General features: G+C 46.6%; 21 protein-coding genes and 2 tRNA genes. 7 read left to right on the plus strand and 16 right to left on the minus strand.

What is annotated here, in order from left to right; all coding sequences use genetic code 11:
* Positions 1-290: 290 nt before the first annotated feature.
* The 4 genes from galK to cutA all read right to left on the minus strand — a co-directional run bounded on the left by galK (position 291) and on the right by cutA (position 6098).
* On the minus strand, positions 291-1472 hold the full coding sequence (gene galK / locus DVO77_RS03175; RefSeq protein ID WP_119977255.1) for a galactokinase: 1182 nt from the start codon (positions 1470-1472) through the stop codon (positions 291-293).
* A 651-nt stretch (positions 1473-2123) separates the two neighbouring features.
* On the minus strand, positions 2124-3752 hold the full coding sequence (locus DVO77_RS03185) for a cation:proton antiporter family protein (protein ID WP_119977256.1): 1629 nt from the start codon (positions 3750-3752) through the stop codon (positions 2124-2126).
* Between the two features lie 199 nt (positions 3753-3951).
* Positions 3952-5778, minus strand: coding sequence for a protein-disulfide reductase DsbD (locus DVO77_RS03190; RefSeq protein WP_119977258.1), 1827 nt, complete (start codon positions 5776-5778; stop codon positions 3952-3954).
* On the minus strand, positions 5775-6098 hold the full coding sequence (gene cutA, locus DVO77_RS03195) for a divalent-cation tolerance protein CutA (protein WP_119977260.1): 324 nt from the start codon (positions 6096-6098) through the stop codon (positions 5775-5777). Before cutA ends, DVO77_RS03190 begins: the two co-directional genes overlap by 4 nt.
* Positions 6099-6380: 282 nt before the next feature.
* Between cutA and DVO77_RS03200 the strand changes: the two genes are divergently transcribed.
* Positions 6381-6962 (plus strand): FxsA family protein, encoded by a 582-nt coding sequence (locus tag DVO77_RS03200; protein ID WP_119977262.1) that lies wholly within the window; start codon positions 6381-6383, stop codon positions 6960-6962.
* Here the strand turns inward: DVO77_RS03200 and DVO77_RS03205 are convergent.
* Complete coding sequence (locus DVO77_RS03205) at positions 6959-8788, minus strand: serine/threonine protein kinase (protein WP_119977263.1); 1830 nt, start codon at positions 8786-8788, stop codon at positions 6959-6961. The two genes, DVO77_RS03200 and DVO77_RS03205, sit on opposite strands and share 4 nt — an antisense overlap.
* A 216-nt stretch (positions 8789-9004) precedes the next feature.
* Between DVO77_RS03205 and DVO77_RS03210 the strand changes: the two genes are divergently transcribed.
* Both DVO77_RS03210 and DVO77_RS03215 read left to right on the plus strand, forming a co-directional pair.
* The gene (locus DVO77_RS03210; RefSeq protein WP_119977265.1) at positions 9005-9349 is read left to right on the plus strand and encodes a hypothetical protein; all 345 of its coding nucleotides are present in this window, start codon (positions 9005-9007) and stop codon (positions 9347-9349) included.
* A 97-nt stretch (positions 9350-9446) separates the two neighbouring features.
* Complete coding sequence (locus DVO77_RS03215; protein ID WP_119977267.1) at positions 9447-10106, plus strand: thiopurine S-methyltransferase; 660 nt, start codon at positions 9447-9449, stop codon at positions 10104-10106.
* Between the two features lie 81 nt (positions 10107-10187).
* On the opposite strand, the gene DVO77_RS03220 is transcribed toward DVO77_RS03215, so the two are convergent.
* Positions 10188-11228: a porin gene (locus DVO77_RS03220; protein WP_119977269.1), complete on the minus strand. Its 1041-nt coding sequence runs from the start codon at positions 11226-11228 to the stop codon at positions 10188-10190.
* Between the two features lie 662 nt (positions 11229-11890).
* Here DVO77_RS03220 and tcdA point away from each other — a divergent pair.
* Both tcdA and DVO77_RS03230 read left to right on the plus strand, forming a co-directional pair.
* The gene (tcdA, locus tag DVO77_RS03225) at positions 11891-12712 is read left to right on the plus strand and encodes a tRNA cyclic N6-threonylcarbamoyladenosine(37) synthase TcdA (protein WP_119977270.1); all 822 of its coding nucleotides are present in this window, start codon (positions 11891-11893) and stop codon (positions 12710-12712) included.
* A gap of 455 nt (positions 12713-13167) precedes the next feature.
* Positions 13168-13779: a superinfection exclusion B family protein gene (locus tag DVO77_RS03230; RefSeq protein ID WP_110455828.1), complete on the plus strand. Its 612-nt coding sequence runs from the start codon at positions 13168-13170 to the stop codon at positions 13777-13779.
* 84 nt (positions 13780-13863) lie between these two features.
* On the opposite strand, the gene DVO77_RS03235 is transcribed toward DVO77_RS03230, so the two are convergent.
* Positions 13864-13992, minus strand: a complete 129-nt coding sequence (locus tag DVO77_RS03235) for a DUF3149 domain-containing protein (protein WP_110455829.1) — start codon at positions 13990-13992, stop codon at positions 13864-13866.
* Between the two features lie 315 nt (positions 13993-14307).
* Here DVO77_RS03235 and DVO77_RS03240 point away from each other — a divergent pair.
* Positions 14308-14392: transfer RNA gene (locus tag DVO77_RS03240), tRNA-Leu, on the plus strand.
* Positions 14393-14458: 66 nt separating this feature from the next.
* A tRNA-Leu gene (locus tag DVO77_RS03245) sits at positions 14459-14545 on the plus strand.
* A 136-nt stretch (positions 14546-14681) separates the two neighbouring features.
* On the opposite strand, the gene DVO77_RS03250 is transcribed toward DVO77_RS03245, so the two are convergent.
* The 9 genes from DVO77_RS03250 to DVO77_RS03290 form a co-directional block, all read right to left on the minus strand.
* Complete coding sequence (locus tag DVO77_RS03250) at positions 14682-15776, minus strand: site-2 protease family protein (protein ID WP_119977272.1); 1095 nt, start codon at positions 15774-15776, stop codon at positions 14682-14684.
* A gap of 113 nt (positions 15777-15889) precedes the next feature.
* Positions 15890-17557, minus strand: a complete 1668-nt coding sequence (locus DVO77_RS03255) for a flagellar assembly protein A (protein WP_119977379.1) — start codon at positions 17555-17557, stop codon at positions 15890-15892.
* A 288-nt stretch (positions 17558-17845) separates the two neighbouring features.
* Positions 17846-18871, minus strand: a complete 1026-nt coding sequence (locus tag DVO77_RS03260; RefSeq protein WP_119977274.1) for a methyltransferase — start codon at positions 18869-18871, stop codon at positions 17846-17848.
* A gap of 392 nt (positions 18872-19263) precedes the next feature.
* On the minus strand, positions 19264-20697 hold the full coding sequence (locus tag DVO77_RS03265; protein ID WP_119977275.1) for an alkaline phosphatase: 1434 nt from the start codon (positions 20695-20697) through the stop codon (positions 19264-19266).
* 12 nt (positions 20698-20709) lie between these two features.
* Entirely contained in the window at positions 20710-21657 is a 948-nt protein-coding gene (gshB, locus tag DVO77_RS03270; protein WP_110455833.1) for a glutathione synthase, read from the minus strand.
* Positions 21658-21703: 46 nt separating this feature from the next.
* Positions 21704-22435 carry a 16S rRNA (uracil(1498)-N(3))-methyltransferase gene (gene rsmE, locus DVO77_RS03275; protein ID WP_119977277.1) on the minus strand — a complete coding sequence of 244 codons (732 nt, stop codon included), beginning with the start codon at positions 22433-22435 and terminating at the stop codon, positions 21704-21706.
* Positions 22436-22438: 3 nt separating this feature from the next.
* Complete coding sequence (locus tag DVO77_RS03280; RefSeq protein WP_119977279.1) at positions 22439-23152, minus strand: endonuclease; 714 nt, start codon at positions 23150-23152, stop codon at positions 22439-22441.
* A 247-nt stretch (positions 23153-23399) separates the two neighbouring features.
* A complete protein-coding gene (locus DVO77_RS03285; RefSeq protein ID WP_119977281.1) occupies positions 23400-23963 on the minus strand; it encodes a SprT family zinc-dependent metalloprotease in 564 nt (187 codons plus the stop codon).
* A 55-nt stretch (positions 23964-24018) separates the two neighbouring features.
* Positions 24019-25179 (minus strand): pyroglutamyl-peptidase I, encoded by a 1161-nt coding sequence (locus DVO77_RS03290; RefSeq protein WP_119977283.1) that lies wholly within the window; start codon positions 25177-25179, stop codon positions 24019-24021.
* Positions 25180-25214 lie beyond the last annotated feature (35 nt).

The raw sequence follows: 25214 nt of genomic DNA on the forward strand, positions 1-25214 counted from the left end.
AGATGCTTAGCCTCAATCTTTACTCCATCCAATCTTTACTCCATCGAATGTTTGAACGCTATAATGTTTTAAATCTATGTTAGTGGCTAGTGCTCCCTGCTGTGTGAGCAACGGCATTTGTTCCCGTTTACACTGTGGCTCCCTCTTTTTAGCGCCGTCATAAACCTGTTTCGATTAAATCATTCGCAGCCACGTAACGGCAGCAGGCCTTTAGCCCATATCCTCGTGTTTGTTATCGAGGAGGTCAAAGGGCAAGCATCGCTTAACCGTTAAGCGTGACTCATTGACGGTTAATAGAGTTCGTCATCGAACCAGCTTTCGTCAACTCGACTTGCTCCGCCACTGGCCGAACAAAGATAAACAGTCGGCTCTATCCCCGTTTTCACTTGATATTGGGCTTCAATCGCCGCCACTACTGCGTCGGTCAGTTCATGGTCAACCAGTGCGACGACGCAACCACCAAATCCTTTACCCGTCATACGCACGCCACCTTGTTGGCCTACCACTTGAGCTATGATCTCAACTAAGGTATCGATTTCCGGCAAGCTTATCTCAAAATCATCACGCATCGATGCATGAGATTGCGCCATTAACTCACTTAAGCGGCCAATGTTACCGGCTTGCAATGCATGGGCGGCATTTTGAGTGCGCCGGTTTTCGCTGAGAACGTGGCGTGCGCGGCGATAAATAAGCTCCGGCAGCTTTGTGCGAGCGGCTTCTAAGGTCGTTAAGTCTAAGTGACGTAGGCTGTCGATAGCAAAGTGATCTGCCACCTGCTGACACTGTTGACGACGTATCGCTTCTTGGGCCTCGACTTCACCGCGCGGTAGATTCGAGTTAACGATAATCAGGCTTAGGCTTTCGGGGATTGGCACAGGTTCACTGTCGAGATCTTCACAATCAATTAGTAATGCATGATCTTGTTGACCCATGGCGCTGATGATTTGATCCATAATGCCACAGGCATAACCCACATATTGGTTTTCACCACGCTGCGCCATTTGGGCTACGGCTAATGGAGATAAGCGTAGCTGACTGCAATCGTTGACGGCTGTTCCGAAAGCAATTTCTAATGCGGCTGAAGAGGATAGCCCTGCGCCTAGTGGCACGTTACCTACTACAGCTATGTCCATCCCCTTTGCTGGCAGGCCTGAGGCAGCCATGGCGGCGGTAAAGCCTTTGAGGTAGTTTATCCACCCATCCTCAGGGTCCATCTTGCCTTCTTGGCCAAAGTGCCAACTGTTAATTTTGCCTGGATAGGCATCCGACACCGCTCTAAAGCGATCGTCTTCACGCTTTTTTACTGCGATGATAGTGTGAAAATTGATGGCAGCAGGCAATACAAAACCGTCGTTGTAATCGGTATGTTCACCGATCAAATTGACACGCCCAGGGGCACGATAGAGATCGTCAGCATTGGTGCCAAAGGTTTGCACAAATAATTTATTGGCGCGTTGCGCGGGATTTGCCATGCTATCAAGCTTCTCAGAAAAAGGTGAGCACTCTCTGCACCGAGTATCGGTGACAGTATTTTCACGCCATTGTTGGAGCGTGATTCGTTCCTTGTCATTTTTATATCATGAGTTTACCGATTGTGTAACGCAGTTTTTGCTTATCGACGAATATGATATCAATCTTAGGGCCTGTTGAGCTTATAAGGTTATTTTTACAGCGAATTGTTGGGTGTTTATACAAGGCAGAAGCTTTGTGGTGTAGTTATTCTTCTACATAAAAAGCTGATAACGAAGTAGAAATACCCAACAAACGCTGCCCGAAGGGTTCGGCTAAAAACGTTTTACTCTTTGTTAAGTGCATTTTGCTTAAATGACTAGGCTGCAATTCATTCGCCTCGATTAAAACGTTTTGATCTCGAACAACATTCAACCAACAAAGATCAACCGGCCCTAGGGTCTATGGGGGCGCAGTTGACAGCAATACGAGGGGGAAAGGCGTTGGGAGCGTTGTTGCCATGTCGAGATTCTGCAGGTGAGATGAGTTTTCCGCTTGGCTACTTAGTCATAAGCGGTGCGAGCAAAGGGTCATAAACGGCGCGAGCAAAGGGGAAGCCGCTACCTGCTATCAAGGACATAGCAGGTAGCCAATATCATCTGATGCTCAGATGATTAGCTGGCGTTCGCTTGGGTCTCGATAACAATATCGGCTTCGTGTTGTTGACCGGACTTAAGTTCATGTACCACATGCTCAACAAAACCCGCACCAGCGGCTTCGTAGAGGTTAAATACGCTGTGAACGCCCGCTTCTTTAAGGGATATTGCATCTTCACTGTATTGCACAATAGCACTTAGCTTGCCTTGATAATCGAGACGTTTAAGTTGCTCTACGGCAAACTCATTACCTGTATGGTGAGGCATCGCCAGCAGCACTAATTCTAGATTTGGTGCGCGGTCGAGCTTTTCCCAAAAGTCGGTATCAGATGCATCCCCCTGCACCACGTTTCGACCTTCTGCTCGATGAAAATCGACTAATTCCTGTTTATGTTCAATTCCTAATATTTCGCCTTCAAACTTATTGGCCAGTTCATCGTAGGCTCCAGAACCAATTCGGCCCATCCCTAAAATTAAAAAGCGTGGATTACCGACTCTAATGGGCCTGTCTTCAGGGTGCAGTGGATGGCGCTCTAACTTCTGTAGCCGACTTTGATACTTTTGGTATAAACGGCTGGAAGCTGCATTTAACGGGGCAGCAAAGAGAAAACTGAGACTTAACGCCACCGCTAAGATGACCATCCAATGGGCTGGTAACCAGCCTTTGCTGGTGGCCACCGCTGCTACAATGAGGCCAAATTCGCTGTAGTTACCTAGGTTAAATGAGGTCATCAATGAGGTGCGCGAGCGCAGCTTGAAGTAGGTCAGTAGGTAGAGGAATAGCACTATCTTAATTGGCACCACCAAGACTAACACTGCGGCAAGGCCAATATCGCTAAAGCTAGGTAATCCATTTAGGCCGACAGTTAAGAAGAAGGCAACCAAAAATAGTTCTTTAAAATAAAATAGTGATTTAGCCAGCTCCGATGATTTAGCGTGTCCCGCCAATAATATACCTATGACCAAGGCGCCTAAATCTGGTTTTAAGCCAACTAACTCAAATAGGCCTGCGCCGACAACTAACGCCATTACTAAGCCGAACAGGACCAGTAACTCACCGTGGCCAACACGATCAAATGCTTTATAAATAAGCGGCTTAGCAAGGGGGAGTAACAACAAGCCCAGAGCCCATATAGAGGGCATATCACCTTTAGATATAGTTAAAAATGCGACCGCAAAGATATCTTGCATGATCAGAATACCGATAGCGACTCGGCCATACAGGGATTGCATATCGCCTTTATCTTCAAGCACTTTGACGGCAAAAATCGTGCTGGAAAAGCTCAAGGCGAAGGCGAGAAGGGCTAATTGATCGAGTGCTAATCCGCTAAGTTGTTCTAGTCCTAACAGACCCAGCAGTTTCAGCAGGGGGACTAAAAATAGCATAGAGCCAATTAAATGTAGGCTAGACCCTGCCCAAACCTCGACTTTAAATAAGCTGCGCAGATCCAACTTTAATCCAATAGCAAACAGCAGCAGGGTGACACCTAAGTTGGCGAGCTGCTCCAGCAGGGGCAAGCTGGTTTCATCTAGGCCAAACAAAAACAAAATAAAGCCAGCCACTAAATAGCCTATCAAGGGGGGTAATCCGATACGACTGACTAAGATGCCGCAAGTTAAGGTGATTATGAGTATGGCTGGTTCCATGTTGCTCCTTGGGGGGATGAGGTGTGTTCCATGACACTAAACAGCGCTTATAATATAAGATTTAGATTAACAATAAATAAAAAATCACCGTACAGAACCATTTTTTATCTGCGGCAGTATCCCATTGATTGCGGTGTTAATAATAAACAAGCCTCCCGAGGGAGGCTTGTTAAAGCTAAATTAAATGAGCGGGTTATTGCTATTTTTTCTCTATGACGAGATCGAGATGGCTGGCAAATGCCGCTGGCTTCATAAAGCCAGTGACACGCAGTTCATCACGTAACTGCCCTTGAGCGTCAAACATCAATAGGCTAGGGAGTCCCAACACATCGTAATGCTCTAACAGCTCTACATCGAGTTGATCCATTTTGGTCACATCGGCTTGCAAAAATACCATCTGGGCTAGACGCTGTTGCACAGCTGAGTCTTTAAAGGTGATGTTTTCAAACTCTTTACAAGCCACACACCAATCGGCGTAGAGATCTAGCATCACAGGTTGACCTTGTGCACTGGCGGCCTCAATTTCCATTTGCAGGTCAGCCAGTGACTTAATGGTTTTGTGGGTCACCATGTGATCACTCGTTTGATTGCCGTTATGGGCTTGGAAACCCAGGCTGCTCATGACCGCTTGGAAGCCGTAAGAGAAGCTAGCTAACAGCATTAATAATAGTAAAACTGAACGTACGGTTTGCTTCCAGGTAAATTCAGTCTGTTTATTTTGGTGCATCAGGTAACCGACTAAACTCACGCCCCATAGTGCCCATAACAGGTCTGAGATGAGCCCGATCCAAATGCGGCCTAGCATCACGATGGACACGGCAATCAGCAGGAAGCCAAAGATGGTTTTTATCACATCCATCCATGCGCCAGCCCTTGGCAGGAGTTTGCCACCTGAGGAGCCAATGATAAGTAGTGGTAAGCCCATGCCCATGCTTAATACATATAGCGCCAAAAAGCCTTGCAGTAGATCGCCTGTCTGCGCCACATACACCAGTGCTCCCGAGAGCGGTGCAGTGGTACAAGGTGAAGCGACTAAACCAGAAAGCACGCCCATCAAGAACACGCCTGCCACATTGCCGCCTTTTTGGTTGTTGGAGAGGCGGTTCATTTTTTCTTGCCAGCTTGAGGGCAGTTTTAAGTCGTATAGACCAAACATGGATAAGCTGAGTACGAAAAACAAAATAGCCAATACAATCAATACCGCAGGGTGTTGCAGGGCTGCTTGATATTTCATTCCCGCCGAGGCGACCACGAGCCCAAGTAAGGAATAGGTGATTGCCATACCTTGTACGTAAACCATCGACAAGCTAAATGCTTTGGCCGTTGATAGCTTTTCACCTTGACCGACAATAATGCCCGACAAAATGGGGTACATGGGGAATACGCAGGGCGTTAATGCTAGGCCTATCCCTAAGCCAAAAAAGATCACTAAGGTCCACAACAAATTATCGCCTGATAACATCTGGCTTAGGGAATCTTGTTCAGTAATAGGGGCGCTAGGTTCTGACCGGTTATTGGCCGCCGTGTCTTCAATCGTGGTGTTATCGCTGACTGGTAGCACGCCGTCGTTAGCGGCAACTTCTGTGAGCTGTACGTTACGTTTGGTTGGCGGATAACAGAGTTTGCCTTCGGCGCAGCCCATAAAGGTCACGCTGAGTGTGCTATTGTTAGCAGCCTGTTTGATGGCCAGCGGAATTTCAACGTAAGTGTAATAGACTTGTTGTTCGCCGAAATACTCATCAGTATGGGCTTTGCCTGGGGGCAATTGTATTTCGCCGAGCGTGGCACCGTCCGCTTCAAACTTAAGTTTGTCGCGATACATATAGTAGCCATCGGCTATTACCCAGCTGAGCTCAAGGTGTTGGTCTTGTTGTTTGAAATCAAAAACGAATGCCTCATCCACAGGCATTAGTTTGGGTTCATCCTTTAGGAAATCGAATTTGTTGGCGCCGAAAATGCCTTCACTTTGTACACCGGGGGCAAGCAGCAGACATGACGCGAGAACAATAAACAGTATTTTCTTCATATTTGTGTAGTTTCTTTTATCCAATCTAAGTAAGCAGCAGAGCCATAAGCTATCTTGGTAGCGATAAGTTCTGGCACATCATAGGGATGTAAAGTTAATATCAGTTCAGCAACCTCATCGTAGGCTTGACTGAGGCATTTTATTTGTAATGAGATCTCTTGCTCTTCGTACAGATTGCCTTGCCATAGGTAAACCGAGGTCACTGGCGCAGACAGTTGCACACAAGCTGCGAGTCTAGCATCGACTAAGGCTCGAGCGATGGCGATAGCACTGTCTTGATTTGGGCAAGTCGTCATGACTAATAAACAGGTATCATGCATGTTAATATCGTCTTCTTAGGTTGTGATTTTGCGCTGTAGTCGTGGATGCTTGGTGTTATACCTAAATATTGCGACACATCGCAGCGAGCATGGCGTCACTCTCAATGGCGGATACTTTACGACTTTTACCGTCTGGTTGCATTAAACGACGGTTAAAATAGTGAGATTATCCAAGGTAATTTGCTTAGGCCGAATGGCTAGGTTTTATTGCCCAGCTTGAAAGTAGACCCCTTCAGCCCCATTTAGTTTTCAATGAATTAAAAATTATTTAGTGAGGTCAGTGTGTTTTTTATTCTATTAGTGATCTTTGTACTGGTACCAGTCATTGAGTTAAACGTACTGATCCGTGTCGGTGAAGCCTTAGGCAGTTGGACTACGGTGGGATTAGTCTTACTGACTGCCGTAGTTGGGGTCTCTTTGGTGCGTAGTCAGGGGATCCATACCCTAATGCAGGTACAGCAAAAGCTGGCAAGAGGTGAGGCGCCAGGACAAGAAATCGTCGAGGGCATGATGTTGGCCATCGCCGGGTTGCTGCTGCTGATCCCAGGGTTTGTGACTGACTTTATCGGCTTACTATTACTGACTCCAATAACCCGTATTCCACTGGCGGCGTTATTGTATAAACGTATGCAATTAAAAGTGCTGCGCCAAGGCGGTTTTCACGCCAATTTTGGTCAAGGGCCTTTTAATCCTCACGACTCAGCAAGTGGGCGTTCGCCTTTTGGTCAGGATCCGTTTAATGGCGATCAAGGCAATACCTTCGATGGCGATTATGAACACAAGCATGATGAGTCTGATACTCAACGTCTGGACGACAAGCAAGATAATGCGAAGAGTGATGATAAACAGCCACCCAAACACTAATCTTTTGTGGGCAGTGCCTTAGGATTTTTAGGGTAAAAGTGCTCGGGTTTGCTGTCGATATGGTTAAAACGGCGAGTATTTTTATAAGGCAGTTTCATAAAACCTGAGACCCCTTTGCCCTGAATTTTATCCACATGGCTTAAGATCCTGTCTAAACTGGCGCGAAATGCTGCTTGTTTCCTTGGGTTCAGCAAGCGTAAGTAGCTGTGAATTTTCATGTGGTGGGGAAGCACCTCAAAAATAATACAGCCAGTATGATGAATCTGATTTATCCAGCCCAGCTCAGTCATAATCGCTTTAGGGAGTTCGAGATTTTCATCGGGATCGCGGCCATCTTCAAAATAAGAGTGTAGCCGCGACTTATCTTCTAATGACGGCACATCGCCCACTTCAAAGGGGAGTTGTTGATCTGGGCTGAGCTTAAAGGGCTGGCTGGTATCGCTGCGTTCGAGATGCAATGTATCTCGAGCATTAAAGAAACAGGCCTTAAACACCCCAATGCGACGTATCCCTCGGGCTAAGGTCACCATATTATTCACGGCTAGTACCAACGCTGCTTTTTCATCGCGGTTATAGGTCGCGAGATTAGAGTCGATATAAACGCCAGACTCTTGCCAATGAATTGCCAGCCCACCGACGATGGAATATTGCCCGACTCGGCCAACGGCGGCGATAAAGCCTTTCTCGGTATCCCCCATACCCGCCATAAAGTTGCGATAATATTTCTCAAGCTGTAGATCGTCCATCTTAGCGATGGGGTCGTCACTATTGTGCTCTTTAAGAAACGATTTACGCGAGCTGTAACTGACGGTTTCGACCTCCTTGCTGCGGGGCAGTGACCACACTGGTATGTCAGGTTTAAGGGGGGGGCGGGGTAACTCGGGTAGATGCAGCCGATGGCTATGAGCCATGCTTTTGAGAAAGTAGTCACCAGCTTGATTGCGGGTTTTGGGGTCGTCACTGAGCATGCCATCTAAAGTGCGGGCGAGTTCAATAGGCAAGCCGATACTGGTGGCTGGGATCACCTTGCTGCCAAAGCGGCTCGCTTGTCCAGAAGCCAAGGCGTATAAGGTTGCCGCAACCCCTTGTTCGTCAAACCTTGGGCTCGACAGTGCGCCATTGAGTTGCTCTTCCCCAATAAAATAGACATCCCCCATGCGGGCATTAGTATGTTGTTGATCGCTTGAGAGCAGATCCATCACATTGCCATTTACCGGGTTGCCTTGGCCATCACGCTGGGCAAAGACTGCCGAGCCCCAATCAATTAATGACAGCTGCTGGCTGTCAACATCGTAAACTAAGTTAGAGGGTTTAATATCGCCATGGACGAGGGGGCGGCCGTGATGTAGATACTGCACAATATTAGCGAGCTGCCGAGCAATGCTCATGATCATTGCCACAGGTAGCGCTCCTTTACGCAGGCAAAGCTTATCGAGGTCTTCTCCAGGGGCCCTTGCCATCACTAAAATGCCCTGCTTACCGACACGCTCAAATTTAATCATAGGTGGCACATTGGGGTGGACCACCTGCGACAGCATAAAGGCCTCCTCTTCGAGGCGGTCTTGAATGTGTTGCGGCAGGGTCATACGGGAAAATTTAAATACGTGAGCATTGTGCTGTGCATCGACGCCAGCAAAAACAAAGCCGTAAGCGCCTTTGCCAACCAACTCTATCTCTCGATACCCTAATTTGAGTAATTGCTGCTTACACAGGCGGATCCAGGCCTTATGTTTACGCGCATCATCCGCCTTAAGCAGATAGATAGATTGCTCTTCAGAGATATAGAAATGCTGTAACTGTGGCGTCGCTGCGCTGAGATTAGCCATGGTCGCTGTCGTTAATAATGAATATGGTTTTTATAACAAGAACAAAGGCAACTGCACAATAGCTAGATTTTTCATACTTGGGACTCCTAACTGATTTTTTCGCTGCTGATGTTGACCTACATCAATTATGATCCACAGCCATAAAGGTAACCTAAAGCTAATATAAATATTAACCGCTTAAGTTAAGAGCAGATATCCGAACAATAGGAGGGTGTGATGTCACAACCCGATAAAGCCCTGTTAATAGAGTTATTGGACTACCCCAGAAAGCGTATTGTGCAGTCGATGGAGTTAAAGTTTTGCCCCCATGCCGGTTTTTTTAACAGCACAGATCTGCAATGTATTCATTGTCACCAAGGTATGGAATGTACTTGGATGAACCATAATGATGAGCTGGTGGCCGTTGAGCAAAAATCGGTGCAGGAGTTAAGGCAGCAGTTGTTGATTGCGGTTGATTTTATCGATTCGAGTTTAACGCCACACCATTTGTCGCGGCGCAACTGTGAGTGTGAAAACTGCGTCTGGCTCAGACGGGTACAAAAGGTATTGAATATTGCCTGATTTTCGTACATTTAATTAAGCTTAGTTTTGCACCCGTCTACACTTGGCAGTAAAGTACCCCGCAGATTATTTGTCATGAGTCGCAGCGGAGCTAGATATGCAACCAAGTTTTTGGCACGAAAAGTGGGCATCGAAACAGATAGGCTTTCATTTAGGTGAGGTCAACCCATTATTGATTGAGCACTGGCCGCAGTTAAATGTGGCATCGGGGGCAAGTGTATTTGTGCCCATGTGTGGTAAGAGTTTAGATCTGTGTTATTTGGCCGAACAAGGGCTGGAAGTGGTGGCTTGCGAGCTCAATCAAGCTGCCGTAGAACAGTTTTTCACCGACAATGAGTTAAGTGTCGAGGTTCAAACCCTCGGGGAACATACGCGTTATTGCACCGAACAGATTACCCTTTATCAAGGTGACTTATTTACCTTACCGACTCACCTGACAGCCCACTGTACTGCCTTTTATGATAGAGCCGCGTTAATTGCGTGGCCCGAAGCGATGCGCCAGCAATATGTTAAGCAGCTAGCCAAGCTTATCGCCCCCCAAAGTATTGGTTTACTCATTACCTTAGATTATCCTCAGGCCGCCCTTAATGGCCCACCGTTTGCGGTGTCTGATGATTGGGTGATGGCTAACATGAGCGAATACTTCGAGATTGAACGCTTGCGCTGTGATGATGTGTTGGCTCAAAACCCACGCTTTATTAGCAAGCAGGTGCCTTGGTTAACTGAATCTGTGTATCGCTTAGTGAGAAAGGGCTAAATTATTATGTCCAATTGTAAGTAGCAAAAAGGCGACTCAGAGGTCGCCTTTTTGTCGAACTAGAGTCAGAGACTCAGCCGATTAGAAGTCGTAACGTACACCAACAGTGAATACATCATCATCTTCTAAATCTACAGTAACGCCGCCAGCGTTTTTGTAATCACCTTCGTACATAGCATAGTGGCCATATACTAGTGTTGATTTAGCTACGCGGTAGTCAGCACCGACAGTGATAACTTGTGTATCAATATCAGTACCATTGTTAGCTAGTTGTGAATACTTACCAAAGCCCGCTTCATCTTTACCGTATTCAGCTTTTAGGTTAACGCCGTTTAGGTTGTAAGCTACGTTAACGAAGTAAGTGTTGCCATCTTCTGAACCATCGACAACGCTTTCAGAGTTTTGGAATAAACCACCTACTTTGAAATCGCCTAATTTAACTTGAGCGACACCACGGTAGGCATCGATACCAGAAATGCCTTTGTTATAAGCCGCTGCTACATAGTAGTTTTGCGCTTTGAACTTCTTATCACCTAAAGTGGCGCTAAATGCATATTGCTCTTCATCAATTTTATTGCCATTTTTGTCAAATTGATTGTCTTCAAGTAAATAAGTCGCGTTAATAGTCACTAAGTCAGCAATCTTAGGTGAGTAGTACCAGATACCGTCTGCAGAACGAGTCTGACCGCCAACTAAACGGTCGATATCGGCGTTGCTGTTACCAAACAGGTCAACTCCACCTTCGGCTTGTTTAAATACAGTATCGTTACGGCCAACAAGTACGGTACCAGCTGCAGTTTTAAGGCCTAGGAAAGTGTTACGCGCCTTAAAAACATAATCTTTGCCATCTTTTTCGTACCCGGCTGTATTTTCAACTTGGAATTCCATTTGGTAAACAACGTCGATACCGTCTGCAATCTTCTCGCTACCTTTCACACCTAAAAGTGAAAAGTTATTTTCTAATACAGTACCTTCTTTACCATTTTGGGTGGTTAAACCTTTATCTGAGTTAGTCACAGACAAGTCTAAACGACCATAAAAGTTAGGACCATCGGCTAGCGCACCGAATGAAGCCAAAGTAAGTACAGAGGCGATTGATGCAGAGATTAAAGATTTTTTCATGTGTTGTGCTCCCAAGAACTGAGTTCTGTTCCATTTTGTAATGTTTATTAACATCGTTTCCACATTTTGTTACGAGCATCCCTACCCGCAACAAGATGGTCAGCAGTGTACCTTTTTATAATTTTAAAATTGTGGCTCAGATCAAACTTTTACCCATTGAGATAGGTTTTTAGCCAAGTTTTGCAAACAATTTGCTCACCTTGTGTAAAAAGTAATCGTCAGGCGTAAGCCGCAATTATTCTCCTGTTAACACACTCAAGCGACTCATTAACAAGGTTAATTGAGTATTGCTCAATAAGCAGGAGCTAACATTGTAGTTTGTTTACCGAGTAATGGCGCCCCCAAGTGTGATAATCCTGTTGTTCAGTTGTATTTTGATCAACAAAGCTCGCTATATTACGCCGTGTTGAACCGTGTTGAACCGTGTTGAACCGTGTTGAACCGTGTTGAACCGTGTTGTTAGGTAAAGTGGGGTGCCGACATGGGCTACGCGCTACGGTCGATGTCGAACGGGACAATGTTAATCGGAATCGCCTCATACCGTGTTCAGGTTATGATTCACTCTGAGTGTATTACAGGGTTTTATTTTCGCTTTGTGGGTGTTTAGGATAAAATCGACATGTCTTTAATTTCTATTTTTAATCTCTATTTTGGAGTACAGCTTGAGCTTGCCAACACTTACAGATGCTTACTTAAATCGATTCGCTGGTATTGGCCGTCTTTATGGCACTAAGGCGTTAACCTTGTTTGCGCAGTCACATGTCGCAGTGGTGGGAATTGGTGGCGTTGGCACGTGGGCGGCAGAGTCATTAGCACGTAGCGGCATAGGCGAAATTACCTTAATCGATCTCGATGATATCTGTGTGACAAATACCAATAGGCAGCTACATGCGCTTAAAGAGACCATAGGTGAGTCTAAAGTGGCTGTGATGGCAGAGCGTATTCGGCAGATAAACCCTGAATGTCGTGTTAATGAGGTAGAAGATTTCATTACTCTTAATAATCTTGCTGAGTATTTTAATGGTAAAAAAGCCGGCGGCTCGCTCGATTATGTTATCGATTGTATCGATGCGGTAAAACCTAAGGCGGCGCTTATTGCCTGGTGCAAGCGTCAAAAGTTACCCATAGTCACTGTGGGTGGGGCGGGGGGCCAAACGGATCCTACCCAGGTACAGGTAACTGATTTAGCAAAGACCTACCAAGATCCCTTGCTGGCCAAAGTCAGAAATATACTGCGCCGCGAATACCATTTTTCAAAAAATGTGCAGCGCCGCTTTAGTATTGAAGCCGTGTTCTCGACCGAGCAACTGGTTTATCCTCAAGGTGATGGTAGCGTTTGTAATACCAAGGCGACGGCCGAAGGCAGCATGCGTATGGACTGCGCCTCAGGTTTTGGGGCAGTGACTGTCGTGACTGGTACCTTTGGTTTTGTCGCCGTCAGTCGAGTGCTGAGCAAGCTTGCGGCTAAAACTTATAGTAAGTAAAACGGGCTTACGGGGTGATGTTCAGCAAACTGTTTAACCAGTGATGGCATGGTCAGTGAACGGATGTTACAGATGCTATCAGTATATTGACTGAGTGGGTGTTATAAGCGTCATGTGAATGGTGAATATTAATCGTATTTCATGGCGTCGCGCTCGCCTATGGCGGTGAAGTGATTGCCGCAAAGGTTAAGGAGGCTATCACTAAGGTTGCTGCCCGAGTGACTTAAGGCGAATAACTCAAGAGCCATTTCGGCCGTCATATAGGCCACATAGCATATAGATAGTACAAGCCTATAAAGTAAAAGCACCTATGGGGGTTGAGTCATCTCGTGGCGCAGTGGGTCTATTTTTAAGTCATGCAACTTTATTTTATTTTGGGCGTTATTCTGCCTATTTCTGGTATCTAATTTGCATTGTCTAAGCTACTGCAGATTTTTTGACACTGGATACTAAAAATGGAAAAGTTGAATTTGACTCTTTTTAAGCATGCAACGCCACAGCAAGTGATGTTTAACTTAATCCTATGGCTAACATTAGTCAGTGCGGCCTTGATGTTTGCCCCTCTGTCGGTGATTAGTGCACTTAAGTTAGAGGGGGTGGTCAATGATAATGCGCACATTATTGGGTTAGTGCTGCTTCTTGGCGTGGCTTATCTGTTGATGAAGGTTGCTAACTATTTTATTGACGAGGCGATTACTCATCTCAAGGGGAAGCGTACTGTTGAGGTGATTGAAAAGAAAGTGTTGTTACTCGATCCGACTGAGCGAGCATTATTACGAGAGTTTTTCTTACAAGGTGAGACTATCTTGACCTTGCCCGAAAATGAAGCGGCAGTGAAAAGCTTACTCGAGAGCAATATTTTAGAATACTTAGGTAACCAAAAGCATTATGCGATTCAAGGGCCCACTGCCGATTATAAAATATCAATGGCCGCCAGAAGCCACCTTAACCGCCAAGTGCTACGCTTGCCGCAAGGTGAGCCAAATCAAGAGCAGATCCAGTTGTTGATGAAAGCGAGACCACACTTTATTCACAGCATGGTGCCAAGCCGTAAACACGCAGCTTAAGTTATTGCGGTATAAAAAAAGAGGGGGCTTGAGCCCCCTTTGCATTAGAAATGTGTATTAACACTGAGCCTTAAAAAGCCCTATCTATTCTGGTTTTGACTTCGATATAAACAGCCACATGATGTATGACATTATTCCAATGGTGGTAAAGATAACCAACATAGACATTAAACCAATGGGGTTGCCGAACATTAAATCTAACCAAAATGCCATTTGAGAAGTCCTCTTTCGCAGATGTTTATAAAGATGTCATGGCTAAATTAGCGCTATTAGATGTGATTTATGCTGATCTTGATCAATTAATGATGTCAAAGCATTTCTAATCTGCAATGATTTGGTTAAATCTGTGCTGGCGATCGCCTTATTTTGCCTCCAATCCACCATTTAAGTTTCTGTTCATAAGCCATGCGGCTGAAATTTATCCACTCGACCATTAATCGTGTTCAAAAGACTTGCCATTGGCTAAAGCGAAGGTATAATTCGCTTCACTTGCTCAGCAGAGATGTTTTAGCAAGGTCTATTTGATAAGCCGGAGTGGTGGAATTGGTAGACACGACGGATTCAAAATCCGTTTCCTTCGGGAGTGACGGTTCAAGTCCGTCCTTCGGTACCATTATCAAATACTCTCATAGAGAGATAAGAAACCTGCTCTGTGGCAGGTTTTTTTGTCAATGACATTGCAGATGTGGTGGAATTGGTAGACACGCTAGCTTCAGGTGCTAGTGGCCTAACGGTCGTGCGAGTTCAAGTCTCGCCATCTGTACCAAATTGATCGATGAGAGACATTAGCCTGCTTTATAGCAGGTTTTTTTATGCCTGCAATTTGAGCATGTCGATGCGAAACATAAGAAAGCAGGCTAGGCCCACCTTCTTATGTTGTTTAAGTTAGTACAGTCTAGGTATTAGCTTTGTAGTATCTTCAGTGGCAGACTGAGCATCTCGTCGCCGCTACCGGCAAAATACCAGATGATAGCCACTAACGCGCCCACGGTTAACAGATACCAAATCGCCGAGAAGAGTTGCCCATATCTGTCTAACGGCAGTAGGTGGCTCTGATGGCGTGTTTTCCATTCAAATACTATCTCCATGCTGCCAATTAACAGCAAGAAACCTAGCAGTGCTAAACCTAATGTGTAGCTAATAAACACGCCAATTGCGGCGCCAGCGATACAGGCCATCAGTCCCAGCGTGCTGTTCATCGAAAAGCTGATGCTTTTAAGAATATGACCGCCATCTAAGGGCAAAATAGGTAACAGGTTAAATAGGTTTAGTAGTGCATTAAAGGCCGCTAGTCCGGCAAAAAAGATATTGCCGGTGACCCAGTAAACCAATAAGGATGCCAGCGACATCAATAGGCCGAAGGTGGGCCCCATGATAGAAATCACCACATCTTGCCAACGAGTATTGATTTTTTCGTCACTAAGCGCCAAGCCGCCCATAAAAGGAATAAGGTAAATCCCTTTAGTTTTCATGCCAAAATATTGCATGGCGCGGATATGGCCATATTCATGAAACACCAAGCAGGCGATAAGCGCCATGGCAAATTGGAACGAAAATAGCCAAGAGTATGCGGCCACACTGGCGCCAGCGAGTACCACTTTGATCACTTTGGCACTCTTAAATAATTTAAATCCCAATGAACCTAAGCCAACCCAGCTAAATTGTGGTTTGGCTTTTATCGGTTGTACCGGCGTTTGTTGTTCTATGTCTTTGCTGTTACGGCTGCCTTGAATGATGAGGTCATCATCTTTTAACAGACTGTATTCTAGATGAAAAGGTTGCCATGCTAAGTCGATAGAAAGCGTGATGGTGATGCTTGGCTGGTCATCATCCGATGGACTTTTTAGTTCAAACTGATGCTGTTTTAAGCCTTCATTGTTGGCTGATGCTGGTAGTGCCGACACTAATTGTCCACCCCAATACAGTTGTTGCCAGCCTGCCATTGAGCCTTCTAATCTTAGTTCTTTACCCAAACACTCTATCTTAAGGAGTTCCACATTATATCTCAGTTGATTAGCATCATATGGGGCGAATTATGCCTGTAAACGCCTTAAAAATGAAACAGGCATAACATTAAGTTATACCTGTGAATGATGGGGCGTTGGGGCGCTTAATGGCGGTTATAGTCGAAGCTTATCTCTTGATTATGATTCGTGACAATACAGAAGCCGTGTTCGCGCTGAGTTCGCTGGTGGGCAGGACCTATGTGTAGTTCGACATTAGCAAAAATATGTTTACCAGCCTCGACCCGATATTGCCGATAGTAATCTTCTACTTCTTGCTCTAGTAAGTTGTATTCAACCTCCTCACGGGCGCATTCGGCGGCAATGCGACGCTTCTCTTCCAGCATCCCTTTGACTTGTTCAACCATCAATTCATCATCTTGCCAAGTTGCTTTCGGTGGCAACTTGTTTAGCCTCGACTCAATGTTGAGCCTAGCGACCACCATCTGTTTAATGCCGTGATCCAACTGTTTTAATGTTTCTTTCAGGTCACCTAAGTGCATAGCGCAATAGATTTCTGTTTTGGTGCCCGCAGTAGCGCCGATAATTACCGCCTTAATGCCTTTATTGGCTTTGGCTATGCCGCCGACTAAGTCGCCTCGACGGCCATTGGCGTCACTGACGGTGAGCCTTGATTGGGTTTCCGTATGGCTATGCAGCAGTTGTTTGGTGATCAGGATATCTTTGTCGGCCGTTAAATTAGAATATTGCACAAATTGCGCCGAGATCTGCCCCTTAGCTTCTAAGGTGGTCGAAAGTTGCTCATCCTTAAGCTGACGGCCGATCACCCCTTTGCTGACGGTGATATCCCCTTGGGCATTGAGATAGGCGGAGTCGACAAAGCCCATGACGGTTATATCGCCACTGCTTTTTACGACCATACCTTCATGGACGTCACCTGTGATTAAGATGCTGCCTTTAAAATCGACATTACCATAGCCTATATCGACATCTTTTATTTGCAAAACATCATCGACCTGCATGCCGTTACTGGTTTCGACTGGCTGGCCAGCCACGCTAGCGATGAGGGTATTACTATCATGTTTCAAGAAGCTAGTACCATTACCGGCAACCATTTTGATATCTTTACCCGCCGCAGGCTGTAGCTTATCGCCATTGACTTTGTAACCGGCAGAGCCGTTAGTTGCAGGTGTTTTAACCATTAACACGTCATTCGGTTTGACCATGATGACGGCACCGAGATTACGCATATCGACGGTGCCATCTTCGCGTTTTTGCGGTTGCAGTAAGCGCTCTCGGGCCAGAGGCACTTTACGCTCAATGCTGGCGTGGGTACCGTTAATTGCCGGCTTACCATTGGCAATCACTTCGGTGCACTGCTCCCCTGGGCGTAGCTGGGCTAATTGCTGCAGTGCTGATTGGATTTTTAGCTTGCTTAACCCCATGCAGATGGCGTGTTTTTTTAATGCATTAAGAATATCGGGCAAGGTGATCTCCTTACCACCCCATGCTGCGGTGAGTGTCATGGCGGCACTCATCTTGTCGTCGGCGATCTTGAATTCAAGTTTACCATCACGGCGCTCGGCAATATTAAACCGTTGTGGCTTGTGGCCATCATCTTGACCGATAAGTTGGTTGACTTGTATGACCGCTTTGTCGATAACAGGTTTAAGTGGATATAGCTTGGTGAATTCACCTAGCGAAAGTAGCTGGTTAATCATTTCTACGGAAATGGGGCCATGGATAGCCGGGGTCACTTTGAGTTGAGCTAATGTACCATCACTACTTAGTTCGATTAGTTCAGGGGACAGCATAAGTGTTTCCACAAGTTGACTCTTATAATTAGTCTCTTGAGTATAACAGCATAAAGTTTAGCCGATGAAGCCTTTATTTACTAAGTATTGAGCTGGGTCGCGCTACATTAATCAAATTAAATCATTGGATTATTTAGTAATGCGGCCCGATGGCTTTGGTGGAGGATTATGCTTTTCGGCGGTTAGTCGGGTGTGCTTTACAGTAACAGACACTAGGTTGTAGTAAAAAAAACAGGCGACGGTTGTCGCCTGGCTTGTTTATGTATTTACATCATTGCCGACAAGGGGTTAGCTGCGCTGCGAGTACACCTTGTACTTGTTGTTTTCTGCGCTGACATTGACGCCCTTAAAAGTGCTAGCAATAGCCTCGCTATAGGGCAGGTGGCGATTGGCCACGATATGCCATTGACCACCGCGGGTGAGTTTTTGGGCGCTATCTTGTACAAATTGCGTCGCGATATTCGTAGTGTGATGTAAGCCATCATGAAACGGGGGATTAGAGATAATCGCGTCAAATTGCCCCTGGGTTTGTGCTAAACCATCTGATGGATAGACTTTAGCTGTCATATTATTAGCTGCGAGTGTGAGCTCACATGAGGCCAGCGCCATGGCGTTAATATCGACACATTCCATAGTGATAGCGGGATCTGACTTGAGTAAGGCGGCGCTAATCACACCTGCACCGCAGCCGAAATCGAGCACTCTACCCGAGAGTCTCGGCAGATGTTCAAGCAATAATTTCGTGCCGTCATCTAAGCGTTTTTCGCTAAATACCCCCACCAAGTTACAGATGGTTAATGCGCCTTGCGGAGTATCGAGTGTATAGCGACTGACCCAATCATTGAGGTTCATTTTTGGTGCAACTTCTATTAGCTCGGCGCTAAATAACAAACAGTGACGAGCATTATCAAGTTTACTCGCGGCATCAAAGTAGTTTGGCAGCTGTTTTGTTAGTGAGCGCACTCCGCCTTTGTTTTCACCCACCACGAGCAGTTGACCACCCTGTTTAAGATGCAGGCCGGCCAAATTCAGCAGGTAAGGGGCTAAGCTTTTAGACTTGGGATAAAACAGCACCACACAATCGAAACGTTCATCATTAGCCATTTGATGGCCAAAATGCAGTTGCAACTTCGCTGATTCATAGGGTAATAGTTGTAAATGGTGATTGAAATCCAGTGCTAAGGTGCTGACCGTGTTCGCGACGCTCTGTAGCTCTTTTGCTAATAGGTCACCTTCAATGTTGAGCAGTAAAACATCTTTTGATTTAAGTAGATCACTGTTTCTTTCGATCAGTTTTGATGGATTAGATAGCACGAATAACCAATATCATAGGGAAAATTTGCTTTGATTATATCCCATGGGTAGAGATTATAAGTAATCATTTTATTCTGCTTTCGAGCTGATTTTTGTCTAACCTATTAATTATATAGAGTTAAGTCTATTTTAGTCTGGAGTAGCGACTTGTTAATGCTTGGCATCTTGCTGCTTCACCATCATCTATACCTTGTGCTTGGAGTATAAATTGAAGGTGGTGATTAATCGTCACTTGCTGATATCTGGCACATATTGCGTACGCACTTAACCATGCTGCACGCCAGCATTAGGCTGCCAACGCCAAGTTCAGCACTTAAGCCCTTATGTATTTCGCCAACTTAAGCCGTAAAGTTAAGCACATTAAGGGCTAATCGCGTTGTGGTAAGTGCTTGTTACTGGGTGAGCGTGGCATTCATGGCGCTAGGCTTTTGTGTTAATGATTGGCCTTTGGGCTCTTGGCTTACCCCTGTTATCTTTGTCGCTTTTGGAGCGTCTTGATTTTGGGATTGTTGGGCTGGTATCACCTTGGGTAATAGGCTGATTATTTTGTTGGCGATATCGGTATTATCTTGATAACCAGAAAATAGGCTTGCCGCAGGGCCTGTGGCAAAGACTTGCACGTCCATGCCTGTATGACCATCGGTTGTCCAGCCAGTGTTAGAGCGGGTATCGATAAGGCGTTTAATGGCGTTATCGAGTACCTTGTGGCCTTGCATCCGAGCATTTGCCAGTTGGCGAGTCTCGGATTCATTCAGTGATAAACCCAAGCGACTTTCAACTACGGTGCGCCAGTCATCGGCGGCTATGGCCTCGGTGGCAATCGTCGTAGGGCTGGCACTTATATTACGTAATACTTGGCTGTCCCAGCGATAGTCACCATTAGCACCTATCGATAACCCTCCCGTATTGTGATCGGCCGTCACCACTAACAAGGTGTCCTTGTGGTTACGAATGTATTGCTCAACCACCTCTATGGCTCTGGCAAATTCATGCATCTCCGCCATTGCGCTAGCAATATCCTTGTTATGGCCGGCCCAGTCGATAAGGCTGCCCTCGACTAATAAGACAAAACCTTGCTGATTAGTTGAGAGTAATTCAAGGGCTTTACTTGTCATCAGGCTAAGACGATTGGCCTCAGGCTCATCAATCGCCCAGGGTAATTGCACATCGGCAAAGAGCCCAATGACCTTAGGTTGCGTTACCTGTGAGAGTTGGCTGAAATCGGCAAGATAATGATAGCCCTTAGCTTCAAACTCTTTAATGAGGGCGGCTGGAAAATACTTTTTCCCACCGCCAAGCAGGACATCTGCATCGGTATTGAGGTAGCTTTTGGCTAATGCTTGGTAGTTGCGGCGACTCTCGTTGTGGCTCAAAAAGGCGGCGGGGGTGGCGTGGTTGATTTGCGAGGTGACCGCCACGCCAGTACTCATATGGCGTTTTTTCGCCAGCTCCATGATGGTATCAATGGGTTGCTTATCGGTATCGACCGATATAGCGCCATTATAACTTTTGACCCCAGTCGCCAATGCGGTGGCCGCGGCGGCGGAATCGGTTACCACGCCGCTCACCGCTGCCGGATAAGTACTGGCACTGCCGATGGCGAGGCGATCGAACACAGTCTGCTCAACCTCTTGAGTGTTAGGATTATCCTGATAATAACGGTAGGCGCTGGTATAAGCAGGCCCCATCCCATCACCGATCATGATCACGATATTTTTAGGACGGCTAGGTGCCGCCTCTGGCGATAATGGATTGGCACTTATCATGCTGCTGTGCAGCAGCGCCGCAGCAAGTGAGCAGGTGGCTATAAGCGTTGATAACTTCATCATGGCTCCAGGTTATGACTTAATACGAGCTTCGATAGCGTCCATCAACATGCCAGTAATATCGACGTCATAGGCTGCCTGGATCTCTTTGATACAGGTTGGGCTGGTGACATTAATTTCAGTCAGTTTGTCGCCAATCACATCTAAACCGACGAAAATCAGTCCACGTTTTTTCAACTCAGGGCCAATCGCATTGGCAATGGCCCAATCGCTTTCAGACAAAGGCTGCGCCACACCTTTACCGCCAGCGGCTAAGTTACCACGGGTCTCACCCTTTTGCGGGATCCGCGCCAAGCTATAAGGCACAGGTTGGCCATCGACCACTAAGATCCGTTTGTCACCTGAGGTGATATCTGGGATAAAGGCTTGCGCCATGGCATATTGCTGACCGTGGTTGGTGAGGGTTTCGATGATCACCCCAAGGTTCGGATCGTTTTGCTTCACGCGGAAAATCGAGCTGCCGCCCATACCATCCAATGGCTTTAAGATGATATCGCCCTTTTGTTGATAAAAAGCACGAATACGCGCAGCATCGCGCGTCACTATGGTTTCAGGGGTAAACTCACTAAACCAAGCGGTAAACAGTTTTTCGTTGGCATCACGCAAGCTTTGCGGCTTGTTGACGATTAGCACACCTTGCTCTTCGGCGCGCTCCAGCATATAAGTGGCGTAGATGAACTCGGTATCAAACGGCGGATCTTTGCGCATTAAGATAACATCGAGCTCAGCCATCGGGGTGTCGACGGCGTCACCTAACTGATACCAGTTTTGCTCATCCTGCTGCACTGTTAATGGGCGCATGGTCGCCATGGCGACGCCATTGACCATGGCAAGATCATGCATCTCCATATAGAACAGCTGATAACCCCGAGATTGGGCCGCCATCAGCATGGCGAAACTAGAGTCTTTCTTGATGTTGATGTCGCTGATGGGGTCCATCACGATGCCAAGCTTAATCATCTCTCTTTCCTTATTCAATTGTGGCGCATTCGTTGTGGCGATTGGGTTAGCCCAAGTCGCCGAAATTAAGTTGTAGTGCACTTATGGCAGTTAAGGCTGCTGTTTCGGTGCGCAGTACCCTTGGGCCTAAGAGCACATCGGTAAAGTTGTCTTGTTCTGTCAGCGCAATCTCTTGCTCCGATAATCCACCTTCTGGGCCAATCAGCAGGCGTACACGCGTGGTATTAAGTGCTAAGCCTTTGATACCGTGTGAGGCTCTTGGATGTAAATTGAGCTTAATGGCGGTGCTACTCTCATGGCTCCAGTCTGCTAATGCCATGGCGGGTCGCACGACAGGGACCACGCTGCGACCCGATTGTTCGCAAGCGCTAATCACAATTTTTTGCCATTGCTGAATCTTTTTCTCTAAGCGTTCGCCCGATAATTTAACTCCGCAACGCTCTGAAAATAGAGGTGTTATTGTATTCACGCCCAGTTCAACTGACTTTTGGATGGTAAAGTCCATTCTATCGCCGCGGGAGATCACTTGCCCAAGATGCAGGTGCAGTGGTGATTCATTGTCGTTAACCGTTTTAGTTAAGACCTTCACTTCGACATTTTTCTTACTGGCACTGACGATCTCGGCTACATAATTGTGACCATCACCATTGAACAGTTCAAGCTGTTCACCTGGGCCCATTCGCAGTACGCGGCCTACATGTCCAGCCGCTTCAGCATCGAGCATAACGCTAGAGGCTAGGTCTAAGGAGCCTGCTTGGTAAATTCTGGGTATTCTCATCTGCTACTCCGCAGTTTGCTGTATCTTGGCTTGTTGCTGACACTGGCTTTGCACAAATGGGTTATGGTTGCCCTGACGTGTGGCGATGGCGTTATCGCGTCGGCACTCAATAGTATCAACTGGATAGGTTTTATCCCATGCTTTAAACAGGTTTAGCTGACTTTTGGCAATTTGTAAGCCGTAAGTCTGCTGCATATAAAGGTAGGTACGCGCGATCTGTCCACGGGTATGGGGTGGTGGTTCCACTTTACGAGACTTGAAATCGACGACCATGGCACATTGACCATACTGCTCCGGTGTTGCGTTCCACTGGCTAAAGCGGTAGTTGCTGCGATCGCCATTGACTTCGCCGATAGCAGGCACCAAATTATGCAGGTCACTTTCCATTTTTTTAAACAGATTATCGCTCTTGCCGCAATGTTTACGGCCACCTTGTTGCCAACATTGGCGTTGATGACCAAACTCCCACGCGGGCACTATGTGCTCCCATTCAATTCTGCTGGCGCGTTTTTGTTGCTTACGCACCTGGTAACCACAGCGATTAAAGTCCGGTTGCCACAGCTTCCCCTTAATGGTGATATCGCAGCCGCAATAAAAACTGGTGGTGGTAAGGTCTTGACTGTAAATCGTGCGCGCAATTTTTTTGGCTTGGTTAAAACTGCTAGGGTGCGAGGCAAGGGTATTGGCCGACACCAGTGATAATACCAGCAACGCCATTGCCCTCAGCACCAAATGGTGCCGAGCATAAATATTTCTTAACACATCTAATCCCTAAAAAGATAACAAAGCTTGCCAGGCACAGTGGCGAGTGACGCGGCAGGGCCATGGCAAGCTTAATGACAGCACTTCGGCTGTTTGGTGCCGATTTTACGGGATGGGGCGCAGCTTAAGCAAGCGGCGAGGAGAACCGCCGTCGCTCGATGTTGCGTTGCTTTGTCGATAATCTTGGTCATCTCGTGCTCGACTAAGCCGAGGTGAGGGTCTGTTTACAACGCCGGCAGCGATAACGAGTTTGCTCTCGTACCACTTTATTGTGACGGCGAATGCTCAACGAAACCGGGCCACAATCACAGCGATAAGCGAAGGTTTTTCCTTGTACTGAACGGGTATCTAAGCTGTGAGTTGTGCTGGGTGTCAGTTTAAACAGAGTTGTCATTAGGGTTTGCCACTCAATGCCATGGGGCTTGACGCGGCCATAAAGCTGGTGGGCGAGCAGATGACAGATCTCGTGGGGGACGACCTGAGTTAAAAATATCTCTGGGTTTTCTTCGAGTAAGACGGCATTAAACCTCAACTTATTGAGTTGTAAATGCGCTGTACCAGCACTTTTACCTCTGAGTTTAAAGTTAACTTCTGGGCGAGGAAAACGGCGCTGTAATTGATGCTCAGCATGTTGGTAACAAAGGTCAACTTGGGCCAGTATTTGTGCTTGGTTGTCTGTCTGTGGCAATTGTGTTGTTGCAGCAGGTGATAAGCAAGCCTTAAGCGTCATACCTTTCTTAATTAGTGTGTTAATGCGTTGATACATCTTAAATCTTATGTTTGCGCCCCAGTGTGGTTAGGGGCGCTGTTGGTTCTGGGGATTATAACCGAGTTGCTGCGGCTTCGACCATAGTGGTTATCTGATCGACAATCGCCATCTCAGTGGCGGGATCGTGGCGACTGACCCGCGGGGTGTGAATATGGCCTACCTTAATGGCACTATTAAATTGCTGCCCTAACAGCACGGCACGGTAGGAGATCTCATTGGAGAGATAACCGCCGCCAGAGCCTTCAACCGAGGTTGCATTTTGCAACTCGAGTAATGAGTCGGCGCTAAAAGTTCCTTTTGTTAATGTGGTCACAGTTCGATTGTCATTGATTGGCCAGCGTCCTTCGATGTTTTGCATTGCGTCTACTGGCAATGAAAACTCCACAAATTCAGGGCCGTTTAAGGTGTTGCCCTCTAGTAATGGTGCTTTAGGTGCGGCTGGGGTCGCCCCCGTCATGATGTTGAGGTTGTCGGGAGCATCGGCACTGCGGTTACGGCCTGGGAAGCGTTCTAAATCGAAGTTATCTCGACCCATACTGACGGTAAAAATAGCATCGACGCGGTTATCGCGATAGATGGGGGTGAGAAGTGACTCAATGATCCCTTGGTCAAAGTCGGCAAATCTAACTGGTACCATAACTGTTTCAATTTGAGCTTGCTTGCCATTAACCGTGAAGTGGTAACCATCTAGAGCTAAAGCAGCTAAGCCTGAGGGGTTACTTTGGTCAATATCGCGATCGAGAAAGAAGGGATCGAAGCCCGTTAAGAGTATGCGAATTTGGTTATTAGGTTTGAAATTGATGTCGCTAAAGCCACGGGAGGATTTCTCTACAGCGTTAAGCAATATGTTGCGTTGCCAGGGGGCAATGTTAAATGCAGGTTGATGCTGTTTTAGTTGAGTTTTCATCGCTAGACGACTCCAATAGAGCGGCCTATCATCCTGACCGCCAGATTGTACGTCCCTGACCGCTTGTTGCCACAAACGCTCACCCTGACGAGCAACCATCTGGGTCATCACTAGTTCGTCAGACTGACGTAAGTATTTTTGCCGTAAGTCATCAATCATCGCCTGATATCGATTGACTACGTTTGGCATGGCCGCACTGGCCTTAGGTAAACGCGCCTCTTCAACGTCTGTTTTAGCTAATGTAGGTAAGGCGATAAGGTTTGTTGCAAGCAAGGTGAATAGCAGTGCCGAGCGCAGGTGAATCATTGCCGTATCCTTTCAAGGGTTATTTGTGCGGTAAA

Source organism: Shewanella algidipiscicola (assembly GCF_003605125.1).
Taxonomy (GTDB): Bacteria; Pseudomonadota; Gammaproteobacteria; order Enterobacterales; family Shewanellaceae; genus Shewanella; species Shewanella algidipiscicola.